At 62.6% G+C, this 21,080-nt stretch carries 22 protein-coding genes and 1 other RNA gene; 10 read left to right on the top strand and 13 right to left on the bottom strand.

Features of this window, described 5'->3' with window-relative positions:
• Nucleotides 1-135: 135 nt before the first annotated feature.
• Nucleotides 136-891, top strand: coding sequence for an outer membrane protein (locus tag NLM32_RS35305; protein ID WP_254133315.1), 756 nt, complete (start codon nucleotides 136-138; stop codon nucleotides 889-891).
• A gap of 100 nt (nucleotides 892-991) precedes the next feature.
• Here NLM32_RS35305 and NLM32_RS35300 read toward each other — a convergent pair whose 3' ends face one another.
• The 3 genes from NLM32_RS35300 to NLM32_RS35290 form a co-directional block, all read right to left on the bottom strand.
• A complete protein-coding gene (locus NLM32_RS35300) occupies nucleotides 992-1,675 on the bottom strand; it encodes a helix-turn-helix domain-containing protein (RefSeq protein ID WP_254133314.1) in 684 nt (227 codons plus the stop codon).
• 283 nt (nucleotides 1,676-1,958) lie between these two features.
• On the bottom strand, nucleotides 1,959-2,393 hold the full coding sequence (locus NLM32_RS35295; RefSeq protein ID WP_254133313.1) for a GNAT family N-acetyltransferase: 435 nt from the start codon (nucleotides 2,391-2,393) through the stop codon (nucleotides 1,959-1,961).
• Between the two features lie 30 nt (nucleotides 2,394-2,423).
• Nucleotides 2,424-3,599, bottom strand: a complete 1,176-nt coding sequence (locus tag NLM32_RS35290) for an OpgC family protein (protein WP_254133312.1) — start codon at nucleotides 3,597-3,599, stop codon at nucleotides 2,424-2,426.
• An 803-nt stretch (nucleotides 3,600-4,402) separates the two neighbouring features.
• Here NLM32_RS35290 and NLM32_RS35285 point away from each other — a divergent pair.
• Nucleotides 4,403-5,395 carry a helix-turn-helix domain-containing protein gene (locus tag NLM32_RS35285; RefSeq protein WP_254133311.1) on the top strand — a complete coding sequence of 331 codons (993 nt, stop codon included), beginning with the start codon at nucleotides 4,403-4,405 and terminating at the stop codon, nucleotides 5,393-5,395.
• A 191-nt stretch (nucleotides 5,396-5,586) separates the two neighbouring features.
• On the opposite strand, the gene NLM32_RS35280 is transcribed toward NLM32_RS35285, so the two are convergent.
• The 10 genes from NLM32_RS35280 to ssrA all read right to left on the bottom strand — a co-directional run bounded on the left by NLM32_RS35280 (nucleotide 5,587) and on the right by ssrA (nucleotide 14,365).
• Entirely contained in the window at nucleotides 5,587-5,856 is a 270-nt protein-coding gene (locus tag NLM32_RS35280; RefSeq protein WP_254133310.1) for an antibiotic biosynthesis monooxygenase, read from the bottom strand.
• A 282-nt stretch (nucleotides 5,857-6,138) separates the two neighbouring features.
• Entirely contained in the window at nucleotides 6,139-7,086 is a 948-nt protein-coding gene (locus tag NLM32_RS35275) for an ABC transporter substrate-binding protein (protein WP_254133309.1), read from the bottom strand.
• A gap of 18 nt (nucleotides 7,087-7,104) precedes the next feature.
• Nucleotides 7,105-8,430, bottom strand: coding sequence for an MFS transporter (locus NLM32_RS35270; RefSeq protein ID WP_254133308.1), 1,326 nt, complete (start codon nucleotides 8,428-8,430; stop codon nucleotides 7,105-7,107).
• Between the two features lie 389 nt (nucleotides 8,431-8,819).
• Entirely contained in the window at nucleotides 8,820-10,691 is a 1,872-nt protein-coding gene (locus NLM32_RS35265) for a ferrous iron transporter B (protein ID WP_254133307.1), read from the bottom strand.
• Nucleotides 10,692-10,715: 24 nt separating this feature from the next.
• Entirely contained in the window at nucleotides 10,716-10,991 is a 276-nt protein-coding gene (locus tag NLM32_RS35260; protein WP_148754161.1) for a FeoA family protein, read from the bottom strand.
• Nucleotides 10,992-11,117: 126 nt separating this feature from the next.
• A complete protein-coding gene (locus NLM32_RS35255; RefSeq protein ID WP_254133306.1) occupies nucleotides 11,118-11,369 on the bottom strand; it encodes a ribbon-helix-helix domain-containing protein in 252 nt (83 codons plus the stop codon).
• Complete coding sequence (locus NLM32_RS35250; protein ID WP_254133305.1) at nucleotides 11,366-11,554, bottom strand: DUF4169 family protein; 189 nt, start codon at nucleotides 11,552-11,554, stop codon at nucleotides 11,366-11,368. The genes NLM32_RS35255 and NLM32_RS35250 overlap by 4 nt, the downstream gene beginning before the upstream one ends.
• Nucleotides 11,555-11,833: 279 nt before the next feature.
• Nucleotides 11,834-13,267 carry a class II fumarate hydratase gene (gene fumC / locus NLM32_RS35245; protein ID WP_254133304.1) on the bottom strand — a complete coding sequence of 478 codons (1,434 nt, stop codon included), beginning with the start codon at nucleotides 13,265-13,267 and terminating at the stop codon, nucleotides 11,834-11,836.
• An 89-nt stretch (nucleotides 13,268-13,356) separates the two neighbouring features.
• Nucleotides 13,357-13,875, bottom strand: a complete 519-nt coding sequence (locus tag NLM32_RS35240; RefSeq protein ID WP_254133303.1) for an SspB family protein — start codon at nucleotides 13,873-13,875, stop codon at nucleotides 13,357-13,359.
• Between the two features lie 114 nt (nucleotides 13,876-13,989).
• Nucleotides 13,990-14,365, bottom strand: a transfer-messenger RNA (tmRNA) gene (gene ssrA, locus NLM32_RS35235).
• A gap of 95 nt (nucleotides 14,366-14,460) precedes the next feature.
• On the opposite strand from ssrA, the gene NLM32_RS35230 reads away from it, so the two are divergent.
• From NLM32_RS35230 to NLM32_RS35195, 8 genes are all read left to right on the top strand, one after another.
• Nucleotides 14,461-15,066: a chromate transporter gene (locus tag NLM32_RS35230; RefSeq protein ID WP_254133302.1), complete on the top strand. Its 606-nt coding sequence runs from the start codon at nucleotides 14,461-14,463 to the stop codon at nucleotides 15,064-15,066.
• Nucleotides 15,063-15,593, top strand: a complete 531-nt coding sequence (locus NLM32_RS35225; RefSeq protein ID WP_254133301.1) for a chromate transporter — start codon at nucleotides 15,063-15,065, stop codon at nucleotides 15,591-15,593. The genes NLM32_RS35230 and NLM32_RS35225 overlap by 4 nt, the downstream gene beginning before the upstream one ends.
• A gap of 94 nt (nucleotides 15,594-15,687) precedes the next feature.
• On the top strand, nucleotides 15,688-16,452 hold the full coding sequence (locus NLM32_RS35220) for a tripartite tricarboxylate transporter TctB family protein (RefSeq protein ID WP_254133300.1): 765 nt from the start codon (nucleotides 15,688-15,690) through the stop codon (nucleotides 16,450-16,452).
• A 7-nt stretch (nucleotides 16,453-16,459) separates the two neighbouring features.
• The gene (locus NLM32_RS35215) at nucleotides 16,460-17,974 is read left to right on the top strand and encodes a tripartite tricarboxylate transporter permease (RefSeq protein ID WP_254133299.1); all 1,515 of its coding nucleotides are present in this window, start codon (nucleotides 16,460-16,462) and stop codon (nucleotides 17,972-17,974) included.
• 136 nt (nucleotides 17,975-18,110) lie between these two features.
• Entirely contained in the window at nucleotides 18,111-19,091 is a 981-nt protein-coding gene (locus NLM32_RS35210; RefSeq protein ID WP_254133298.1) for a tripartite tricarboxylate transporter substrate-binding protein, read from the top strand.
• Nucleotides 19,092-19,262: 171 nt separating this feature from the next.
• Entirely contained in the window at nucleotides 19,263-20,057 is a 795-nt protein-coding gene (locus tag NLM32_RS35205; protein WP_254133297.1) for a thymidylate synthase, read from the top strand.
• 5 nt (nucleotides 20,058-20,062) lie between these two features.
• Entirely contained in the window at nucleotides 20,063-20,548 is a 486-nt protein-coding gene (locus tag NLM32_RS35200; RefSeq protein WP_254133296.1) for a GNAT family N-acetyltransferase, read from the top strand.
• Nucleotides 20,548-21,063 (top strand): dihydrofolate reductase, encoded by a 516-nt coding sequence (locus NLM32_RS35195; RefSeq protein WP_254133295.1) that lies wholly within the window; start codon nucleotides 20,548-20,550, stop codon nucleotides 21,061-21,063. Before NLM32_RS35200 ends, NLM32_RS35195 begins: the two co-directional genes overlap by 1 nt.
• The last annotated feature ends 17 nt before the right edge of the window (nucleotides 21,064-21,080 follow it).

Below are 21,080 nucleotides of genomic sequence, written 5' to 3'. Positions count from 1 at the left end.
TGTTGCCATTTTGATACGGGCCCAAAATGCCCTCGCGACTAAACTTCAGGCTGTTCGCAGGGCTTATGCACGCCAGCCTGCATAGGGCTGCTTTCTTTGAACGGAAGAGATCTGAGCAGCAAAGGGGACAAGACAATGAAAAAGCTTTCGATGGCTGCGATCGGCGTCGCGGCGCTGAGCCTGACGGGTCCCGCCATGGCAGCCGACATGGCCGTCAAGGCGCCGCCGCCGGCACCAGTGGTCGCGATCTATAACTGGAGCGGGTTCTACATCGGCGCCAATGGCGGCTGGGGGCAGAGCCATGGTTGCGTCGATTTCCTGACGCCCGCGGGGACGCTCGCAAGTGGTTGCGCCGATCGCTCCGGCGGCCTTGTCGGCGGACAGATCGGCTATCGCTGGCAAACCAATCAGTTCGTGCTCGGTCTGGAAGCCCAGGGCGATTGGGCCGACATCAAGAACACGCGCGTGACCCTGATCGATCCGCTGGTCTCGACCACGGGCAAGACCGATGGCATCGGCCTCTTCACGGCCCAACTCGGCTGGGCCTGGAACGCGTCGCTGTTCTACGTGAAGGGCGGCGCTGCGGTGACGCACAATCGCTTCGATATCTTCAACAACGTCACCGGTGTCGGCCTCGCCTCCGCGGGTCACACGCGCTGGGGCGGTACGGCGGGCGTTGGTTGGGAATACGGCTTTGCGCCGAACTGGTCGGTCGGTGTCGAATACGACCATCTCTGGATGGGGCGTGACAACACCACCTTCGCAGGCGTGGTCACACCCGGCCGCATCACCCTGCTCGGCAGCGGGGTCAGCCAGGATGTCGACATGATCACGGTTCGGGTGAACTATCGCTTCGGCGTGTATGGCGCGCCGGTGGCGGCCCGCTACTGAGCTTGTGGCTTCCCCGTAACTTCAGGTCCCGGCATCGTCCGGGGCCTTTTTTATCGGCAGGTGGACCACGGCGTCTCGCACCAACCAGGCGGTCGGCAACTCAATTGCGGCGGTCGAGCCCGGCGAGTTGCTGCCTGTCCAGCAGAACGATGTGACGCTGGTTGTTGTCGATGAACCCGAGAATGCCGAGATCGCGCAGATACGACAGCGTTCGCGAGACGGTCTCCAGCGTCAGGCCGAGATAGTCGGCGATGTCGCGCCGGGACATCGGCAGCGCGAGAATGCCTGCTGCGGTCAGTCGCCTGTCCATCTCGATGAGGAAGGCGGCGACCCGCTCCAGCGACGTCTTCCGTCCGAGCAGCAGCATATGGTCTTCCGCGTGCCGCAGGTTCATCGTGGTCAGGCGCAGCAGGCTCCTGATCAAGATGCCGTCGCTCCCGGCGATGGCGTCGAGGCTCTCGCGCCTGATCAGCCGCACCGTCGCATCCACCACCGCTTCCGTCGTGAAACGGTGGGCACTGCCATTCTCAAGTCCGAAGACGTCGCCCGGGACGTGAAAGGCGCTGATCTGGCGGCGCCCGTCCGACAGCAGCTTGTAGCTCCGCACCGCGCCCGCCTTGACCTGATAGACATAGTCGGCGGCCTCCTTCTCGCCGTAGATCTCGCTGCCGCGCCGGTACGTAAATTCATTCAGACTGACCATCGGATCCGAAGCCGCGGCGATTCCGAGTTCGCTGAGACAATGCGGGCGGGGCAGCGCCGCGGAGGTCAGGTGCATCAGCATTGGACCAATTTCTCAATTCCAGGGTGATCAATTGGAGATGATCGGGTTTGCCGACCGCAGCGCTTCGGGCATGGAGACGGATCGCGCCGCGCATTCCTGCTGATGTCGAGGGTGTTCGAAGCCGGGACCGCTGGCTATCGGCCTAAGGGGCATTGTACCAACGGACAGCATGGGGCCGACTTGTCTGGCCGCACCGGGATTTGACGCGACATCGATCGCCTGATCCGGGATCGAGCCACAAGGCGACATAGTTGATCTTCGGTCGCTTCATCCGACCGGAACTTCATCGCTGCAATGTCTTGCGCATCATCACGTGTGGTATGCCTGCATCATCGAACACCGCTCCTTCCTCCGTGTACCCCAGTCGCTTGTAAAATTCGCGTGCTGTGAGTTGCGCGCCGAGAATGATTTCCTCGGCACCGCGGCGGGAGGCGGTGGTCGCGGCGAACTCCATTAGCTGTCTCCCAATGCCATCTTTCCGCGATGACGCCGATACGGCCATCCTGCCGATTTTCGCGGTACGCCCATGGCACAAAATGCGTAACGTGCCAATGACGCGGCCGTCAGATACCACGACAAGATGGGTGGCGACCTTATCGTCATCGTCGACTTCAAGTTCTTCCGGAACACCTTGCTCGACAACGAACACATCATGCCGCAAGGCGTATACCGCCGGCATGAGCGGGTCCGTGGCTTGAACCTCGACGATCGTACTCATTCCGCCTCCCTACCAGTCCAGCTTGCGAGTTTAGCGCACCAGCGGAATTTTATCGATCGCCTGCGTCCACCCTGACGTCCGCTCGCGCTTGAGGCTGATCGCGTTCAGGAGCCGCGCGACGACGATCATGATCGACACGCCGGCAAAACTGACCAAGATCTGCATCGCCAGCCCCTCGGAGAGGTCCAGCAACGTGAACTGGCTGGCGAGCGCCAGAAGGACGCCGAGACAATAGATCGGCAGCGACTTCTCGCCACACCACCTCGCGCAGCTCAGCGCCGGGGTTGATAGCGCTGCCCAATTCCGGGGAATGAATCGCAGCACCACGATTGCGAGCGCCAGAAAATGCAGCAGCCGTATCGGACTGAGATTCGATTTATCCAGCGGAAATAGCACGTCCGTCAGAAATTGCGGGATCAGAGCCTCGATGCTCCAACTCTGTGCAAGGACCAGGCCGCAAGCGAGATAGAGAACGGCAAGAACAAGCGCCCAGCGCGACATCACCCACGGCCGGAGTTTCTCTCCTTCGATGACGCTCCATGCACCCAGCACGATCAGAAGCTGCCAGGCCAGCGGATTGAAGAACCAGACGCCGCCCGGCCAGGCCGGAACCGTCCAACCGAAGACGTGCACGAGCGCGTAGAGCAACAATGACACTCCGAGAGTCACGTTCGGTGCGCGCAGCAGCAGCCACAGCAGTGGCGCGAACAGCGTGTGAAAAATCACAAAAACCGGCAGGACGTCGGTGTTGACGGGTCGGTATTGCAGGATTGCGGCGTGAGCGAGCGTCGGGCCCGGATGTTCGAGCAGAATTCGCGTATTGCTGTCATCGGCGAGATCATCGCTGCCCGCAAGGTAGACGAGGATGGCGCAAGCGAGCGTGAGCAGCAGAAACGCCGCATAGATGTCCCATCCCCGCCGCAGCGAACGGCCGATCATGCCGCTCCAGCCCTCGCGCTGACGTGCCCTGTCGTAGGCCAGCGCGCAGGTCACGCCCGAGATGAACATGAAGATCTCGGCGGCATCGCAGAAGCCGTAGTTGCGCGGGGTCAACCAGCTCCCGATGTTGTTGGGAACGTGATCGAGAAAGATCCACCACAACGCGATCCCGCGAGCGATGTCGATACGCAGATCGCGGCTGGCCGCTTTGAACTCCGGCGGAGTTTCGCCGAACGATCGCGTCGAAATGTGAGTTCGATCATCCATCTGCAGGCCTGTCTGCGCGCTCGCGCTCATGGGGTCGATGGCGCGCGCCGGCTACCTGATGGATGATGGGGGCTCCTTGGTCCGCCAGCTGCTCCTCTGAGCGCCAGGGTCGGCTGGATCGTTATCCTCCCAAGGCGTTTGCAAAGTCTTGTCGCCGGCACCCCGTATCAAAAGCTGCTTTCGCATTTCGGTGAGACGGGCACGGCAATATTCACGATAGAGCATGTCGACGATGGCGGACATGATCGAATCCCTTCCTGATCGCCACGGTTGACGTCCCATATGACAGATTTCGACCACTTCACCCGGCGGCTGAAAAGGAGCATGGCCGGGACGTGATTCGTGTCCGACGGATCTCAATGGTGATGCGACGATCAAGGCACGACGGAAAATCGGTATCAGAGGATAGTCTCGTTCCGAGAACTTCTGCTCGCATCGATGAGTCCAAACAGTCGCGAACAGCATTATAAAGTTGGATTTGGCTTTGCCCCTTGTCGGGGATTCCAAAATTGGATCCGATGGCGGCAATTTGAAATAGAGCCATCGCAATCGTCTCCTCTTAAAGGAGAAGTTTATGCGCGAAATTCGCAATTAAAGATTGTCGTAATTTTCTGGTCGTCACGTGAGCCAGTTCACACCAGCATCAATCACAGGTGAATGAGACTAGCAGACAAATGACGTAGCTTCTTGGAGTCCTGCGTACCTCAAGAGGCGGTCGGTGCGTAAATTGCAAAATACCGATACCGACAGCTGGCTTGTCGCCGAACTTGACTCCGAATGTCTTATCAAGGCTGGAGGTCCCCATGTCTACGGACGCAGCCGATTTCGTATCGCATCGATTTTCGACGCGCGAACATCCGGAGCGGATGCGACTTCCATTATGGCGCGAGAGCTTTGTGCGGGGGATCGTCCACGCCGATGTCGAGCCTCTCGCGAACATTCCGTTTCAGGTCGACGCAACGCTGCAAGCGATCCGCGGTTTGCGCACGCTCGCGCTGAAAGGCTCGCCAATGCGCTTCAAGCGCTTGCGGACGAACACTGCCGACGGTGACGACTCGATCGGGCTGATCGTCTGCTCGCCCGGTAACAGTCAGCTCACGCAGCGCGGCCGCGACATCGAGCTTTGCGCAGGCGATGCAATCTCGATTCTGCATTCGGAGCCCGCCACGGTCACCTATCTCAACGGAATATTATTCGGTCTGGCGGTGCCCCGCGAGGCGCTGGCGCAGCGCGTGACCGACATCGAGAGCCTCGCAATGCGACCGATCCCTCAGCGGAATGAACCGCTTCGTATCCTCATGGCCTATCTGAAGTCGGCATTCAGGGAGGGGGCTCTGGCCGCCCCAAGGCTGCGTGATGTCGTCGTCGCTCACACCTGTGATCTCGTAGCCCTCGTAGTTGGCGAGTGCGCTCCCTTGGGCGAGAGCGATGCGAGTGCGGTCGTGGCCGCGCGCCACAGTGCCGTCCTCGACGATATCGCAACGCACTTTCAGGAGCCCGGGCTCAGCGTCGAGACGGTCGCTCGTCGCCAGGGCATTTCACCTCGCTATCTGCAGCGCCTGATGGCACTGTCGGGATCATCGTTCACCGGGCACGTGAACGAGCTACGTCTGCAACTTGCGCTCAAACTGCTGACCGAGGCGCGCTCTGGCACGCAACTGATTTCCGACATCGCGCTGGAGGTGGGCTTCTCGGACGTTTCGCATTTCAATCGCCTGTTCCGGGCTCGCTTCGGCGATTCGCCGCGTGGGGTTCGCTACATCGGCAAGGATCGCCGTCGGGCCATCTGCCCTTGATCGGCCCATGCGCGAGATGCTGCTGCCATGTTCGCTTCGGGTCAAAAGCGTCGGAAGGCGCGGCTGCAAACGTCCGGTCTGTCCCTGCGAACTGACATGTCGGGGCACTGTGTCAACGGGACCGATGGGCCAACAGGCAACATGGCGCACCACAACAAAAAAAATCCCGGCACTTGGCCGGGATCGATACTTCACGCCTTGTTCGTAAACCAAATCGCTGGAGCTCCTGCCACTCCTGCATTCCGCATGGCATTCTTCAATTCAGCACTCTCCGCGAAGGCTTGCGCAGCTTCAATCGTGGCAAACTCGTGAGTTACTGTGATGTCATTGGGATTTTCGACCGCTCGGTAGACAGCCTCGGCTGTGACGCCCTTCGCCTTCTGAACCGGGGCAAAATCGTCATAGGCCTTCCGCCAGATCTTGTAGTCGGAAACCATGTGTCTAACAAACATAGTCGTCATCAGATGTTCCTCCCTGAACCGGTCGTAACAATCTTCCCACGAACGCTTGAAACAGGACTTCCAGTAGCACCAGTATAATACTGGACACCGCTTGGAGCTATTTCATTTCCGGGTCGCACTGATGCCATCGGACCTTGCCCTTTGTCCGACAGAACGGCCTCATCTGTCGGATGTCCGCTGCGAGTCAAAAGCGTCGGCCTAAGGCGCGGCTGCAAACGTCCGGTCTGTCCCTGCGAGCTGACATGTCGGGGGACCAATGGGCAAGGAGCAGAAATCGACGACTCACTCGATCGTCATGTCGGCACGAGAGAGTACCGTCGGTGGGATTTCGACACCTAACATTCTAGCTGTCTTGAGATTGATGACCAGTTCGAGCTTGATCGGCTGCTCAACAGGTACGTCGGCCACCTTTGCGCCTCGCAATAGTCTTGCGACCTGACGCGCGCATTGGTCGAAGACCGCGTTGAGGCGAGGACCGTATCCCATCAGTCCGCCTTCTTCCGCCTGCTCGGGCCACTGCAGAATAGCGGGCAGGCGGCGGAGCGCCAGCCGATCGCGGATCAGGGACTGGAATTCCGATGACAAGATCGGCGAGGCCAGCAGGTTGACGGCCTCGACCTCTTCGACCTTCATGGCGTCAATCACACGGATGAGATCTTCCGCGGACCGTGCGGCAAACGAAACGACCTCGACGCCGAGCCTCTTGGCGGCGCTTTCGAGAGCATCCATGTTTGGTATCGGCAGGCGGTCGGCGAGAGCGGCTATTCGCCGGGCATTTGGCAGTGCTTCATGCAGCAACTCCAATCGCTTGGCGTCGAGCTGGAATGCAAAGATGGCGACACCGGTCGTGTTGCCTTCGGGACGCGGCATCGAGGCGACAAGCTGGCTACCAAGCAAGTCGTCCGCGATCACCACGATTGGAATACGCTGAGTCGCTTTCTGTGCTGCGCGCCCTGCTTCGGCCCCGACCGCCATCAGCACATTTGGACTTGCTTCGGTCAGTTCAACGGCCGCACTGGCATAGGACATGGCCGCCACGCTTTCGCCGCGGCTGTCGATCTCGAGATTGCGGCCTCTGACAAAGCCGGCTCTGCCGAGCTCATCGAAGAAGCTGGGCGGGACCGGTCCCAATGCCGCAACGCGGTACTGCCGACCAGCCCGCTGTGCGCGTGCTTCGAGCGGCAATGCTGCAGCGCCAGTAATCAGCGTGATGAACTCGCGCCGCTTCATGGGGGCCCCGGAAGCCGCCTAGTGCGCCATCGCAACGTCACCGGACAATTGCTCGCGCCGTACATCGATCCGCAGCATCATGACGACGATGGCGCCGACCAGCGCGCAACCCGCCAGCAAGAGCAGGCCCGCAGTAAAATTGCCGGTCAGGTCCTTCAGATAGCCCATTGCATAAGGACCAGCGAAGCCAGAAAGGTTTCCGAGCGAGTTGATCGCGGCGATGCCGGCGGCGGCCGATGCGCCCGTCAGGAAACTTGCCGGCAGTGGCCAGAACATCGGGGGGACCGCAGAGACGCCGATCTGTGCAAAGCAGAGCAACGCCATGATGAGCACGGAATTGGAAACGAGACCTGCAAGTCCAATTCCGACGGCTGCCATCAATAGCGCCGCGGCGACGTGACCCTTCCGCTCCATGGTCCGATCGGAATGACGACCAAGCAGCACCATGCCGGCGGCGCCGAAAACAAAGGGGAGTGCCGCGAGCAGGCCGGTCTGGGTGTCACTGACGCCAAAACCCTTGATGATGGTCGGCAGGAAGAATGCCACGCCGTAACTCGCAGCGTTCAGGCAGAAGTACACCAGAGCGCACGCCAGGATGCGAGGATCGGTGAGCGCCTGTCCCAGGGACAAATGTTCTACGCGCTCCTTGTTGCGCTTCTCGGTGGCCTGCACGTTCTCCAGCCAGGCAATCTCGTCTTGTTGCAGCCAGCGGGCCTGGCGCGGGAAATCGGTCAGATAGAGCAGGACGCCAATGCCGACCAGAACCGACGGCAATGCTTCGAGAATGAACAGCCACTGCCAGCCTTCCAATCCCCAACCGGTCACGCTGAGCAACAGCCCGGAGATGGGTGATCCGACGATGGACGAAATCGGGATCGCCAGCATGAACAGGCTGATGACTCGCGCGCGGTAAACAGCGGGGAACCAGAGCGTCAGGTAGAAGATGATGCCGGGAAAGAAGCCAGCTTCGCAGGCGCCGAGCAGCAAACGAAGCGAGTAGAAAACGCCCGTCGTCGGAATTCCCGTTGCCGCCGATATCGACGGGATGAATGCGAAAGCCGCCGAGACGATCCCCCAGGTGATCATGATGCGGGCGATCCAGACGCGCGCGCCGACCCTTTCCAGAAAGATGTTCGAGGGCACTTCAAACAGGAAATATCCGACGAAGAACAAGCCGGCGCCCAGCCCGAACGCTGCTTCACTCAAACCGAGCGCCTGGTTCATATGCAGCTTGGCAAAACCGACATTGACGCGGTCGAGATAGGCCACGAAGTAGCACACGATCAGGAACGGAATGAGCCGCCACATCACCTTGCCAATGACACGAGTCTCGACGTCTTGCATGGCACGGCCTCCCGCTTGCTCGCTCAAAGCCGGTTCAAACTTCCGGGCAGCGTTACGAAACTATGACGCCCGGATACGATGAGCGCAAACGGCATTTGCTTTTGACGTCAAAGCGACAGTTACGCTGTCCTGGTTCGAAGCTGGCGTGCGGATCAAGTGCGTAGGATGGGTAGAGCGCAGCGAAACCCATCACGTCCCGGAACGCGCGGAGGCGATGATGGGTTTCGCTTTCGCTCTACCCATCCTACGAGCTGTCACGGTTTGAAGCTGGAACTGGCTCGCGAGCCTTGGCTGCGGTCGCATGATTTTGCACAGGCGTAAGCCACTGATCTCACAGCCCCCGTCTACTGTGCATGGGGTTGTTTTCGCGGTCTTGGTTGCGAGAGAGGCTAGCCTGCGCCCAGCGCGACCGCGACGTTGTAGGTGAGAAGGCTCGCCGCATAGGCCAGGACAAGCATGTAGGCGAACGTCGCCGCCATCCAGCCCCAGCTTCCGGTCTCGCGCCGGATGACGGCGAGCGTGGAGGCGCATTGCGGGGCGAAGATGTACCAGGCGAGCATCGACAGCGCGGTCGCGAGCGACCACTTCGTCGCCAGCACCTGGCCGATCTGCTCGGCCGCTTCCTTGCCGCCCTCGATCGCATAGACGGTGCCGAGCGCTGCGACCGCGACCTCGCGCGCCGCCATGCCCGGGATCAGCGCGACCGCGATCTGCCAGTTGAAGCCGACGGGATGAAGCAGCGGCTCGATCGCCTTGCCGATGATGGCGGCGAGGCTGAAGTCGATCGCGGGCTCGGTGGCGCCTGCGGGCGGCTGCGGGAACGAGGCCAGAAACCAGATCAGCACCATCATCGAGAAGATCGTGGTGCCGGCGCGCTGCAGGAACATCTTCGCACGGGTGAAGATGCCGATCGCGATCGATTTCAGCCGCGGCATCTTGTAGTCCGGCAGCTCGAGCATGAACGGCGCCGGCGCATAGTCGCGCAGCATGAAGAACTTGATGAGGAACGAGACGACCAGCGCACTGGTGATGCCGGCCGCATAGAGCCCGAACATCACGAGGCCCTGCAGGTTGACGAAGCCCCAGACGTCCTTGGCCGGAATGAAGGCCGAGATGATCAGCGTGTAGACCGGAATGCGCGCCGAGCAGGTCATCAGCGGCGCGATCAGGATCGTGGTCAGGCGGTCGCGCTTGTTGTCGATCACGCGCGTCGCCATGATGCCGGGAATGGCGCAGGCAAAGCTCGACAGCAGCGGGATGAAGGCGCGGCCGTGCAGCCCTGCGCCGCCCATGATGCGGTCCATCAGGAACGCGGCGCGCGCCATGTAGCCGAAATCTTCCAGGAGCAGGATGAAGAGGAAGATGATGATGATCTGCGGCAGGAACACGATGACGCTGCCGACGCCGGAGATCACGCCGTTCTGAAGGAAGCTCTGCAGCAGGCCCTCGGGCAGGGTGGCGTGGACGAAGTCGCCGAGCGCGTCGAAGCCCGATTGCAGCAGCTCCATCAGCGGCTGCGCCCAGGCGAACACCGCCTGGAACATCACGAACAGGATGAGCGCGAGCACGATCAGGCCGCCGACCGGATGCAGCACAATCGCATCGATGCGCGCGGTCCAGGTGTCGGGCCTGGCAGGCAGGCTGACGCAGTCGGAGATGATGCGGTCGGCCTCGCGCTGGGTCGCACGCAATTCGGCGACGCTGAGCGCGCGCCAGCTGTTTTCGACCGGCTCGGCGGAGAGCTTGGCCGAGATCTCGTCGGTCAGCGCCAGCAGGTCAGCCGTGCCGCCCTTGCGCACCGCGATCGAGGTGACCACGGGCACGCCGAGCTCCTTGGCGAGCCGCTCCACGTCGACCGAGATGCCGCGGCGGTTCGCGATGTCGAACATGTTGAGCACGAGGATCATCGGCCGCCCGGTGCGCTTCAGCTCCAGCAGCAGGCGGATGGTCAGGCGCAGATTGGTGCTGTCGGCCACGCACAGCACGAGGTCGGGCACAGTCTCGCCGGAAGCCTTGCCGAGCACGAAGTCGCGGGTGATCTCCTCGTCGGGGCTGCGGCCGCGCAGCGAATAGGTGCCGGGCAGGTCGACCACGGAGACCTGGCGCCCCTGCGGGGTGACGAAAAAACCTTCCTTGCGCTCGACGGTGACGCCCGGATAGTTGGCCACCTTCTGCCGGCTGCCGGTCAGGGCATTGAACAGCGACGTCTTGCCGCTGTTTGGCGTGCCCACCAGGGCGAGATGCAGAAGGGGTAATTCCATGGAATCAGATGTCCGGCCGCAATCTCAGGCGACGATGATGGCCATGGCTTCGCGGCGGCGCACCGCGATGGTGATGTTGTCGACACGGACGGCGATCGGGTCGCGTCCGACCAGCCCCTCGTGCAGGACCTCGACCCGCGCGCCCTCGACAAAGCCGAGCTCGATCAGCCGGCTCTCGAGCTCGATGTCCGAGAGTGCCGAGCCGGCGTCCTTGGCGGAGAGGTGCTGGATGACGCCGGTATAGCCGCGCTTGGCCAGGCCCAGCGGCATCTCGCGGCGCGTATCGTGGGTGTCGGTCATGCCCTGTATTTTCAACGCAGGGCAGGGAGGTCAAGCGCGCACGCTCGTTGAAACTGCACCTTAGAGTGATTTTAAAGTGCAGATCACGAAGCCGTGGGCCGAACGCCTTGGCAGCAGTCCTTGGCGCTACTGCGCCGGGACCTTTTCAGGCTGGGCGGCCATGGCGCGGCTCTTGAAGTAGTCGAGCACGAACAGGCGGATTGCCGAGGACAGATTGCCCTGCTGGCGGCCGCCGTCGATTTCGCCGACGAGCTCGGACAGCGTCATGTTGCGCAGGCCCGAGATCTCCTTCATGCCGTTCCAGAACGCCTCTTCCAGGCTGACGCTGGTCTTGTGGCCGGCGACCACGATCGAACGCTTCACGACGGGCGACTTCATGGCTGCTCCTCGCGATCGATCCGATGCTGGTCCAGATGCGCCTTCGCCTGGTCCGCCTGCTTCTCCTCCGACGATCGCTCGGCCTTCGTGCGGCCGAACTTCGTTCGGTTGGCGTCCGCCTGCTTCGCCGATGCTTCCCGCTCGGCGCGCTTCCTGAAACGATTCAGGTTGATGACGTTCCCCATGCCGCGTCTCCATCATCCGCTCCTCTTCAGGCTGGATGAAACTTCCAGAAACAGGGCGCCGCGTTGCGCCCCACAAGACTTGATCGTCATTCGCTCGTCCTCGTCAATCGGCCTGTCGGCCATCAAACGATGAATTTCGCCCCGTCAAGGGCAGAGGGGCTTTGCGTAGCAGGTGCCGCCGCCGCCACATTGACGGTAATCAAATCCTGTCCTTTAAGCCTTATAATTATGAGCTTTTAGGGCTCCGTATCATTACGGATGACTATCGGAATTCGGAATTCACCCGGGTCGCGTCATCTTCTCCGGCTGCACCAGGCGGTCGAATTCGTCGGCCGAGACGAAGCCGAGCCGCAGTGCCTCCTCCTTCAGCGTGGTGCCGTTGGCATGCGCGGTCTTGGCCACCTTGGCCGCGTTGTCGTAGCCGATCTTCGGCGCGAGCGCGGTCACCAGCATCAGCGAACGCTCCATCAGCTCCTTGATGTGCTTCTGGTCGGCGCGGATGCCGCTGACGCAATGCTCGGTGAATGAGCGCGCGGCGTCCGCCATCAGGCGGATCGAGTGCAGCATGTTGTAGGCGAGCACCGGCTTGTAGACGTTGAGCTCGAAGTGGCCCTGGCTGCCCGCGACCGTGATCGCGGTGTGATTACCGAACACCTGGCAGCACACCATGGTCATCGCTTCGCACTGCGTCGGATTGACCTTGCCCGGCATGATCGATGAGCCCGGTTCGTTCTCCGGCAGGATCAGTTCGCCGAGGCCCGAGCGCGGGCCCGATCCGAGCAGGCGGATGTCATTGGCGATCTTGAACAGGCCCGTCGCGACGGAATTGATGGCGCCGTGCGCCAGCACATAGGCGTCGTTCGAAGCCAGCGCCTCGAATTTGTTGGCGGCGCTGGTGAAGGGAAGTTTCGTGATCCCGGCGACGTGCTTTGCAAACAGCCTTGCGAAGCGCGGCTTCGAATTGAGGCCGGTGCCGACGGCGGTGCCGCCCTGCGCCAGCGGATAGAGGTCCTTCACCGCGACCTTGAGCCGCGCGATGCCGCTCTCGACCTGCGCGGCGTAGCCCGAGAATTCCTGGCCAAGTGTCAGCGGCGTCGCATCCTGGGTGTGGGTACGGCCGATCTTCACGATCTTGGCGAACTCCTTCTCCTTCTTGCGCAGCGCGCGGTGCAGTTCGCCGAGGGCAGGGACGAGATCCGCCGTGACGCGGCTTGCGGCCGCGATGTGCATCGCCGTCGGGAAAGAGTCGTTCGACGACTGGCTCATGTTGACGTGGTCGTTGGGATGCACCGGCTTCTTGGATCCGAGCTCGCCGCCGAGCAGCTCGTTGGCGCGGTTGGCGATGACCTCGTTGAGGTTCATGTTGCTCTGCGTCCCCGAGCCGGTCTGCCACACCACGAGCGGGAAATGATCGTCGAGCTTGCCCTCGATCACCTCGTGCGCGGCGCGAATGATGGCGCCAGCGCGGCGCTTGTCGAGCAGGCCGAGCTCGAGGTTGGACTGTGCGGCCGCAAGCTTGACGATGCCGAGGGCATGCACGAGCGAGATCGGCATGCGGTCAATGCCGATGCGGAAATTCTGGCGCGAGCGTTCGGTCTGCGCCCCCCAATAGCGATCGGCGGGGACCTCGATGGGACCGAAGCTGTCGGTCTCGATGCGGGTCGCGGGGCGGGTGGTCTTCGCGCGGGCAGCTTTGGCCATGAGCACATCCATTCTGCCGCGCGAGACGCCGCGCGGCCTCTTGATGTGCTCTTCTATATAGGGAGTTTGGCCGGGCGCGACGGTCTCGCGGCCAACCTAGATCATTTCTTGCGGAAACGATCGAGCCGCACGACCTCGGCGCCGCCCTGGTTCGGCGGGGTCGGTTCTTCCGCGGTCTCGGCCGTCTCGGTGGCCGGCGCGGGTGCCGCCACGGCGGATGGGGCCGGGGCCACGGGCAAATTCTCGCCCGTCACCTCCGCGACATCCGAGGTGTCGAACTGGAGGCCGAATTTCACGGACGGATCGAGGAAGCTCTTGATGGCGCTGAACGGCACGATCAGCCGCTCCGGGATGCCGCCAAAGGACAGGCCGACCTCGAAACGGTCCTCGAGCACGGTCAGATCCCAGAACTGGTGCTGGAGGATGATCGTCATCTCTTCCGGATATTGCGCAAGCAGCCGGCTCGACAGCTTCACGCCCTCGGCCTTCGATACGAAGGTGATGAAGAAATGGTGCTCACCCGGCAGGCCATGGGCCGCGGCGTCGGTCAGCACCTTGCGCAACACGCCGCGCAGCGCGTCGCGTGCCAGCACATCGTATCGGATATGATCGGTCGCCATGGTGGTCCTGTTGCATTCCAGGAGACGGGCCCTGCCGGCCCGACTCGCCAAGCCGCAATAGTACCGCGCCTGACGGGTCAGCAGGAGTCCCCGCCGGGAAGGAAATCAGAGGTAAGTGGAGGCTTCTGTTGCCAGGTGCCTCCGAACCCCGCCTAACGGAGCTTAACCCGTTAGGACTTTAAGATGGTCTTTCAAACTGCGTTACGCAGCCTGAGCAACCGGAGCAAAGTTGTCGTTGGCAACTATTGCAGTAGCCCGATAACGGCGGAACAATACCGGGAAAAAGCACGCCCTTTACGCCCTCGTCGATCCTATTTCGCCCCCGCCGAAGCTCACTTGCCAGTGGGCCAAGCCCGCCAAACGATGAGCTTTGGTGGAGGCGCCGGGTACCGCCCCCGGGTCCGAATGGTTTATTGCGACGACCGTTTATTTCCATAGCCGGCGAACCGGCACCCCCAATATAGGGGGCAAAGGTATAGAAAGACAGGGGTTTGGCGCGACGGCGCGGAGGTTCCTTTGGATAGGTTCCGACCGGTGTTCTGTCTGATCTTGGCCCCGCGGCGGACCGCGTTCTAAGCTGTTGGCATGTCCCCGGATTCAGCACCGGCCGCCCAAGAGCCGGATCCTTCGCCAACTCACGCCGCTCCGCCAGGTCTCGCCGCGCTGTTTCTGGCCTTTGCCCGGATGTCGCTGGCCGGCTTCGGCGGCGTCCTGGTGTTTGCCCGGCACGCCATCGTCGACCAGCATCGATGGATGACCGCGGACGAGTTCAACGAGACCTTTGCGCTCTGCCATTTCCTGCCCGGGCCCAACATCGTCAACCTGTCGATGGTGTTCGGCTCGCGGCTGCGCGGCATCGCCGGCGGCGTCGCAGCCTTCACCGGGCTGTTGCTGCCGCCGACGCTGATCATGACGGTGCTCGCGATCATCTACGCCCGGTTCGGCGACGTGGAGGTGCTGCGTCGTATTCTCGCAGGCATTTCCTGCGCGGCGGTCGGCTTGTTGATCGCGGTGGTCTTCCGCATGATGACGCCGCTGCTGAAGCGGATGGACGTCGTCGTGCTCATCCTGATGCTTGGCGTGTTCACAGCCATCGGCGTGCTTCGCTGGCCGTTGCAGGCGGTGCTGCTGGTCGCGATCCCGCTCAGCATCGGCGTCACCTATCTGATGCGGCGGAAGGTAGCAGCATGAGCAGCGAGAACCCGATCTGGGCGCTGATCTCCACCTTTGGTCTAATGTCCTTGTTCGCGGTCGGCGGCGCCGCGGCCGCGGTGCCCGAGATGCACCGCATCGCCGTCGATGTGCATCACTGGATGACCGACAAGCAGTTCGCGGACGCCTATGCGATCGCGCAGCTTTCGCCAGGTCCCAACGTGCTTATCGTCACGTTAATCGGCTATGCCGTTGCCGGCATTCCCGGCGCGCTGGCCGCAACGTTGGCGATGTGCCTGCCGACGGCGCTGCTTGCCTATTATGTCAGCCGGCTTTTGAACCGGCCGAGCCAATCGCGCTGGCCCGGCCTGATCCAGGCTGCACTGGTTCCGCTGTCGATCGGATTGATGGCGGCGAGTGCTCTGATCCTGGCACGGTCGACCGATCGCACCATTGCTGCGCTGCTCCTGACCGCCACGGTTGCAGTGATCGCCTCCGTCTCGCGCGTCAATCCACTGTGGCTTCTGCTAGCAGGGGGCCTGTTGGGTTTTGCTGGCATTGTGTGATGAAAATCGCTAGGCAATGATCCGGGCCGGGGATCGATTTCCAGCCGATTAGAACAACAGTGCTCGTGGCTTACGGGTCGCGGAGGAGACATGCATGGCCGACACAATGGGCCACTCGGCGGCGTCAGCCACAAGAAACACATCGGTGGCGATCGGCTTCTGCCTGCTGGCCATCGCGCCACAAATTTTCGAATTCATCTGGTCGATCGGGACGATCTTTGGCTGGGGTGCCGGGCGCGGTCCGGCATCGGTCCTGATCAGCCACGCGACTGCACTGGTCGCGGGCGGTCCGGCTGCGCTGCTCGGCGCGGTCGGCGGTGATACCAAGAAGGCGTCATCGGACGTTCTGCTGGCACTGATCTATTCCTATCCGCTGTTCGCGGTGGCGATTGTCACACTGTTCATGACGATCAGGTCGGCGCAGGACTATATCGGCGGCGTCATTCTCATGGCGCTTGCGCTGTTCGCGCTGTGGGCCTCGAGCGACCTGCAGGGTATGCGCGGCTTCTCCTTTGGCGCGGGCACCGCACCGCGGATGTTCGGGGGATTGCTGGTGGCTCTGTCCGCGGGCATCGCCTTGACGGGCCTTTTGGCCGAGGGTCCCTCGCTCGCGCATTATTCATGGCGCGGACCCCTGTTCGTGATGTGCGCGATCCTGTTCTTCGCGCTGGCGATCCGGCCGCTTGGTCTCGTGGTCTCGGCGTTTGTGAGCTTCATGATCGCCGCGCTGGGATCGCATGAAACGCGCTGGGTGGAGGCGGCCATCGTCGGCGCCTGCCTGACGGTCGGCTGTGCGCTTCTCTTCCCCTACGTGCTCGGTTTGCCAATGCCGATGTTCCCGCGTTTCCTGGCTCAGTGAGGCTGTCATGGAGCTTTTTGCCAACCTCGCTCACGGTTTCGCCGTCGCCTTTTCTCCGATCAACCTTCTGATGTGCCTGATCGGCGCGCTCGTCGGCACGCTGGTCGGCGTGCTGCCGGGCATCGGCACCATCGCGACCGTCGCGATGCTGCTGCCGATCACGTTCGGGCTGCCGCCGGTCGGCGCGCTGATCATGCTCGCCGGCATCTATTACGGCGCCCAGTATGGCGGCTCGACCACCTCGATTCTGGTCAACATTCCAGGCGAAGCGACATCGGTGGTCACTGCCATCGACGGCCACGCCATGGCCAAGCAGGGCCGTGCCGGTCCGGCGCTGGCGATCGCCGCGATCGGCTCGTTCTTCGCCGGTTGCGTCGCGACCGTGCTCATCGCGGTTCTCGGTGCACCACTCACAAAACTTGCGCTGGCGTTCGGTCCGGCCGAGTACTTCTCGCTGATGGTGCTCGGCCTGATCTTCGCCGTCGTGCTCGCCAAGGGCTCGGTGCTGAAGGCGATCGCGATGATCGTGTTCGGCCTGCTGCTGTCGATGGTCGGCTCGGACATCGAGACCGGTGCTTCGCGCATGGCCTTCAACATTCCGGAGCTTGCCGACGGCCTCGGCTTTGCGACGGTGGCGATGGGCGTGTTCGGCTTTGCCGAGATCATCCGCAATCTCGACGCCGGCGCCGAGATGAATCGCGATCTGGTGCAGCAGAAGATCACCGGCCTGATGCCGACCAGGAAGGACCTAGCCGACTCGACGCCCGCGATCCTGCGCGGCACCGTGCTCGGCTCGATCCTCGGCATTCTGCCCGGCGGCGGTGCGGTGATCGCGTCGTTCGCGGCCTACACGCTCGAGAAGAAGCTCGCCAAGGATCCGAAGCGGTTCGGCCGCGGTGCGATCGAGGGCGTGGCGGCACCGGAAAGCGCCAACAACGCAGCCGCCCAGACCTCCTTCATCCCGCTGCTCACCCTCGGCATCCCGCCGAACGCGGTGATGGCGCTGATGGTGGGTGCGATGACCATTCATGGCATCGTGCCGGGTCCGCAGGTGATGCAGAAGCAGCCTGATCTGGTCTGGGGCATGATCGCCTCGATGTGGATCGGCAATCTGATGCTGATCATCATCAACCTGCCGCTGGTCGGAATCTGGGTCCGCCTGCTGCGCGTGCCGTATCGGCTGATGTTCCCCTCGATCGTGATCTTCTGCGCGATCGGCATCTACTCGGTGAACAACGCCCCGGTCGACGTCATCCTCGCAGGCGTGTTCGGTCTCGTCGGCTACTGGCTGATCAAGCACGATTTCGAGCCGGCGCCGCTGCTGCTCGGCATGGTGCTCGGACCGCTGATGGAAGAGAACCTGCGCCGCGCGCTGTTGATCTCGCGTGGTGACTGGAGCGTGTTCCTGACGCGTCCGCTCTCGGCGGTGCTGCTCGCGATCGCGGCATTCCTGCTGGTGCTCACGCTGTTGCCCATGCTGCGCGCCAAGCGCGACGAGGTGTTCACCGAATCCGAGAACTGAGCGGCGCGTACCTGCGTCGGCGTGTCACGCGTCGGCACGCCGCATTCGGAAGTCCAATCGACTTGTGTGATGTCTTCGTGAAATGAAAATGCCGGCCGCGAGGCCGGCATTTTTGTTTATGTCGGAGATGATCCAGATGACCTCCATTCGCGCGCTCACGGGCGCATGTGCAGCCGTGCTCGCATCGCTGTGCGGCTTTGTCGCGACCAGCGAAGCGCAAACCTATCCGACGCGCAGCATCACCATGATCGTGCCGTTCGCGGCGGGCGGCCCCACCGACGTGATCTCGCGCATCGTCACCGGCCACATGGCGCAGACGTTAGGGCAAAGCATCATCATCGAGAACGTGGTCGGCGCCGGTGGCACCACTGCGACCACGCGCGCCGCGCGCGCCGCCAATGACGGCTATACGCTGATCACCGGGCATATGGGCACGCACGCCGCCTCCGTGCCGCTCTATCCGAAGCTCGCCTACCATCCCGAGAAGGACTTCGAGCCGATCGCGCTGCTCGCGGGTACGCCGATCCTGATCCTGGCGCGCAAGGATTTTCCGCCAAAGGACCTCAAGGAGTTCGTCGCTTACGTGAAGGCGAATGCCGAGAAGGTGAACGCCGCGCATGCCGGCGTCGGCTCGGTCTCGCACGTGTCTTGCGAGCTCCTGCACTCCATTCTCGACGTCAAGCCGGTCGGCGTGCCCTTCAACGGCACCGGCCCGGCGATGAACGCGCTGGTGGCGGGCCAGGTCGACTACATGTGCGACCAGATCGTCAACGCCGTGCCGCAGATCAATGCCGGCACCATCAAGGCCTATGCGATCGCAACGCCGGAGCGCAATCCGTCGTTGCCGAACGTGCCGACAACGGCGGAAGCGGGCCTGCCCACATTCCAGGCCCAGGCCTGGAATGCGATGTTCGCGCCGAAGGGAACCTCGCCCGCGATCCTGGCGACCCTGAACGCCGCTGCCGCCAAGGCGCTCGACGATGAGACCGTGAAGAAGCGCTTGCTCGAGCTCGGCAGCGTCATCCCCACCGCGGCCGAGCGGACCCCGGAGGCGCTTGCCGCCCTCGTCAAATCCGAGATCGCGAAGTGGACCCCGGTGCTCAAGCCGGCAAGTTAAGCCAGTACAATCAATCCGATAGGCGAGGGACGGGACACCAGTTCCGCCCCTTGTCGTTTGCGCCGGGAGTTCTCACTTTTCCGGGTATAATCGGCGGGACCAGCGAATCGCCGCTGTCACAGCGCCGGGGGCGCCGTTAAGTTCGCCGCCTCCCCAAAGGCTCTATCGCACATGCACCAGTATCAGGACCTGCTCGAGCGGATTCTTTCAGACGGCGCCGAGAAGACAGATCGGACCGGTACCGGCACGCTGTCGGTGTTCGGCCATCAGATGCGCTTCAATCTGTCCGCCGGCTTCCCGATGCTGACGACCAAGCGGCTGCCGCTGAAGGCGATCGTGCATGAACTGCTGTGGTTCCTGAAGGGTGACACCAATATCAAATATCTCAGGGATAACGGCGTCACGATCTGGGACGAGTGGGCGGATGCCAATGGCGATCTCGGCCCGGTCTACGGTCATCAATGGCGCTCCTGGCCGACGCCTGATGGCGGCAGCATCGACCAGATCGCCAAGGTCATCGATATGATCAAGCGCACCCCGGATTCGCGCCGGCTGATCGTCACCGCCTGGAATCCGGCCGATGTCGACAAGATGGCGCTGCCACCCTGCCATCTGCTGTTCCAGTTCTATGTCGCCAACGGAAAACTGTCGTGCCAGCTCTATCAGCGCTCGGCCGACGTGTTCCTCGGCGTGCCCTTCAACATCGCCTCCTACGCGCTGCTCACCATGATGGTCGCGCAGGTCACGGGCCTGAAGCCCGGCGACTTCGTGCATTCGCTCGGCGACACCCATCTCTATTCCAACCATCTGGAGCAGGCCCGGCTTCAATTGACGCGCGCACCGCGTGCGCTGTCGGTGATGCGCATCAACCCCGATGTGAAGGACATCTTCTCCTTCCGCTACGAGGACTTCGAGCTCGTCGGCTACGATCCGCATCCGCACATCAAGGCGGCAGTCGCGGTCTAGCGTCGATGGCGTTGAACATCCGCCGCGTACGTCCTGGCGAAGCAGGGCTCGTGCTTGGTTTCGTCCGCGAACTCGCCGAGTACGAAAAACTCTCGCATGAGGTCGAGGCAACCGAGGCTGACATTGCCGAGGCCTTGTTCGGCAGCGATCCGCGGTTGTTTTGCGCGATCGCCGAGTGGAACGGCGAGCCCGCCGGCTTTGCAGTCTGGTTCCTGAATTTCTCCACCTTCAGCGGTCGCCACGGCATCTATCTCGAAGATTTGTATGTGCGGCCGTCGCATCGGGGCAAAGGCCTCGGCAAGGCGCTGCTGGTCTATCTGGCGAAGGAATGCGTCGACAACGGCTGGTCGCGCCTGCAATGGGCGGTGCTCGACTGGAACGCGCCGTCGATCGCGTTCTACAAATCGCTCGGCGCCGCGATGCTGGACGACTGGACGCTGTGCCGGGTCTCCGGTCCTGCACTGACGCGGCTTGCAGGGAGTGCGACCTGATGGAGATCGTCTTCGTCGTTGCGATCGCGGAGAACGGCGTCATCGGCGCCGGCAACGCGATGCCGTGGCGATTGAAGTCCGACTTGGCGCGCTTCAAGGCGCTCACCGTAGGCAAGCCCGTGATCATGGGCCGTAAGACCTTCGAGTCTTTGCCGGGGCGCCGGCCGCTTCCGAACCGCACCAACATCGTGATCACGCGCGATGCGGCCTATCGCGCCGCCGGCGCCGTCGTCACGACATCGGCGGCGGATGCGGCCGCGGTTGCGCTTGGTGACGCCCTGCGGCGTTCAGCCGCTGAAATCGCCGTGATCGGCGGCGCCGAAATCTTCCGGCAATGGCTCGACCGGGCCGATCGCCTTGAAATCACCGAAGTGCATGCGCGGCCCGATGGCGACACGCATTTCGAGATCGACAGGGCGCAGTGGGACGAGACCGGGCGCGTTCGCCATCCGGCCGGGCCGGACGACAGCGCCGACTTCTCCTATGTGACATATCGTCGGCGGCCGTCCCATTAACCGCATTCGCCAATGTT

Origin of the sequence: Bradyrhizobium sp. CCGUVB14, assembly GCF_024199935.1 — a bacterium.
GTDB lineage: Bacteria > Pseudomonadota > Alphaproteobacteria > Rhizobiales > Xanthobacteraceae > Bradyrhizobium.
This window is presented reverse-complemented; position numbering and strand designations above follow the sequence as displayed.

Bases quoted from the DNA above. Each gene is read 5' to 3' on its own strand.
- NLM32_RS35305 (WP_254133315.1), top strand. From the start codon at position 136: ATGAAAAAGCTTTCGATGGCTGCGATCGGCGTCGCGGCGCTGAGCCTG.
- NLM32_RS35300 (WP_254133314.1), bottom strand. From the start codon at position 1,675: ATGCTGATGCACCTGACCTCCGCGGCGCTGCCCCGCCCGCATTGTCTC.
- NLM32_RS35295 (WP_254133313.1), bottom strand. From the start codon at position 2,393: ATGAGTACGATCGTCGAGGTTCAAGCCACGGACCCGCTCATGCCGGCG.
- NLM32_RS35290 (WP_254133312.1), bottom strand. From the start codon at position 3,599: ATGGATGATCGAACTCACATTTCGACGCGATCGTTCGGCGAAACTCCG.
- NLM32_RS35285 (WP_254133311.1), top strand. From the start codon at position 4,403: ATGTCTACGGACGCAGCCGATTTCGTATCGCATCGATTTTCGACGCGC.
- NLM32_RS35280 (WP_254133310.1), bottom strand. From the start codon at position 5,856: ATGACGACTATGTTTGTTAGACACATGGTTTCCGACTACAAGATCTGG.
- NLM32_RS35275 (WP_254133309.1), bottom strand. From the start codon at position 7,086: ATGAAGCGGCGCGAGTTCATCACGCTGATTACTGGCGCTGCAGCATTG.
- NLM32_RS35270 (WP_254133308.1), bottom strand. From the start codon at position 8,430: ATGCAAGACGTCGAGACTCGTGTCATTGGCAAGGTGATGTGGCGGCTC.
- NLM32_RS35265 (WP_254133307.1), bottom strand. From the start codon at position 10,691: ATGGAATTACCCCTTCTGCATCTCGCCCTGGTGGGCACGCCAAACAGC.
- NLM32_RS35260 (WP_148754161.1), bottom strand. From the start codon at position 10,991: ATGACCGACACCCACGATACGCGCCGCGAGATGCCGCTGGGCCTGGCC.
- NLM32_RS35255 (WP_254133306.1), bottom strand. From the start codon at position 11,369: ATGAAGTCGCCCGTCGTGAAGCGTTCGATCGTGGTCGCCGGCCACAAG.
- NLM32_RS35250 (WP_254133305.1), bottom strand. From the start codon at position 11,554: ATGGGGAACGTCATCAACCTGAATCGTTTCAGGAAGCGCGCCGAGCGG.
- fumC (WP_254133304.1), bottom strand. From the start codon at position 13,267: ATGGATGTGCTCATGGCCAAAGCTGCCCGCGCGAAGACCACCCGCCCC.
- NLM32_RS35240 (WP_254133303.1), bottom strand. From the start codon at position 13,875: ATGGCGACCGATCATATCCGATACGATGTGCTGGCACGCGACGCGCTG.
- NLM32_RS35230 (WP_254133302.1), top strand. From the start codon at position 14,461: ATGTCCCCGGATTCAGCACCGGCCGCCCAAGAGCCGGATCCTTCGCCA.
- NLM32_RS35225 (WP_254133301.1), top strand. From the start codon at position 15,063: ATGAGCAGCGAGAACCCGATCTGGGCGCTGATCTCCACCTTTGGTCTA.
- NLM32_RS35220 (WP_254133300.1), top strand. From the start codon at position 15,688: ATGGCCGACACAATGGGCCACTCGGCGGCGTCAGCCACAAGAAACACA.
- NLM32_RS35215 (WP_254133299.1), top strand. From the start codon at position 16,460: ATGGAGCTTTTTGCCAACCTCGCTCACGGTTTCGCCGTCGCCTTTTCT.
- NLM32_RS35210 (WP_254133298.1), top strand. From the start codon at position 18,111: ATGACCTCCATTCGCGCGCTCACGGGCGCATGTGCAGCCGTGCTCGCA.
- NLM32_RS35205 (WP_254133297.1), top strand. From the start codon at position 19,263: ATGCACCAGTATCAGGACCTGCTCGAGCGGATTCTTTCAGACGGCGCC.
- NLM32_RS35200 (WP_254133296.1), top strand. From the start codon at position 20,063: ATGGCGTTGAACATCCGCCGCGTACGTCCTGGCGAAGCAGGGCTCGTG.
- NLM32_RS35195 (WP_254133295.1), top strand. From the start codon at position 20,548: ATGGAGATCGTCTTCGTCGTTGCGATCGCGGAGAACGGCGTCATCGGC.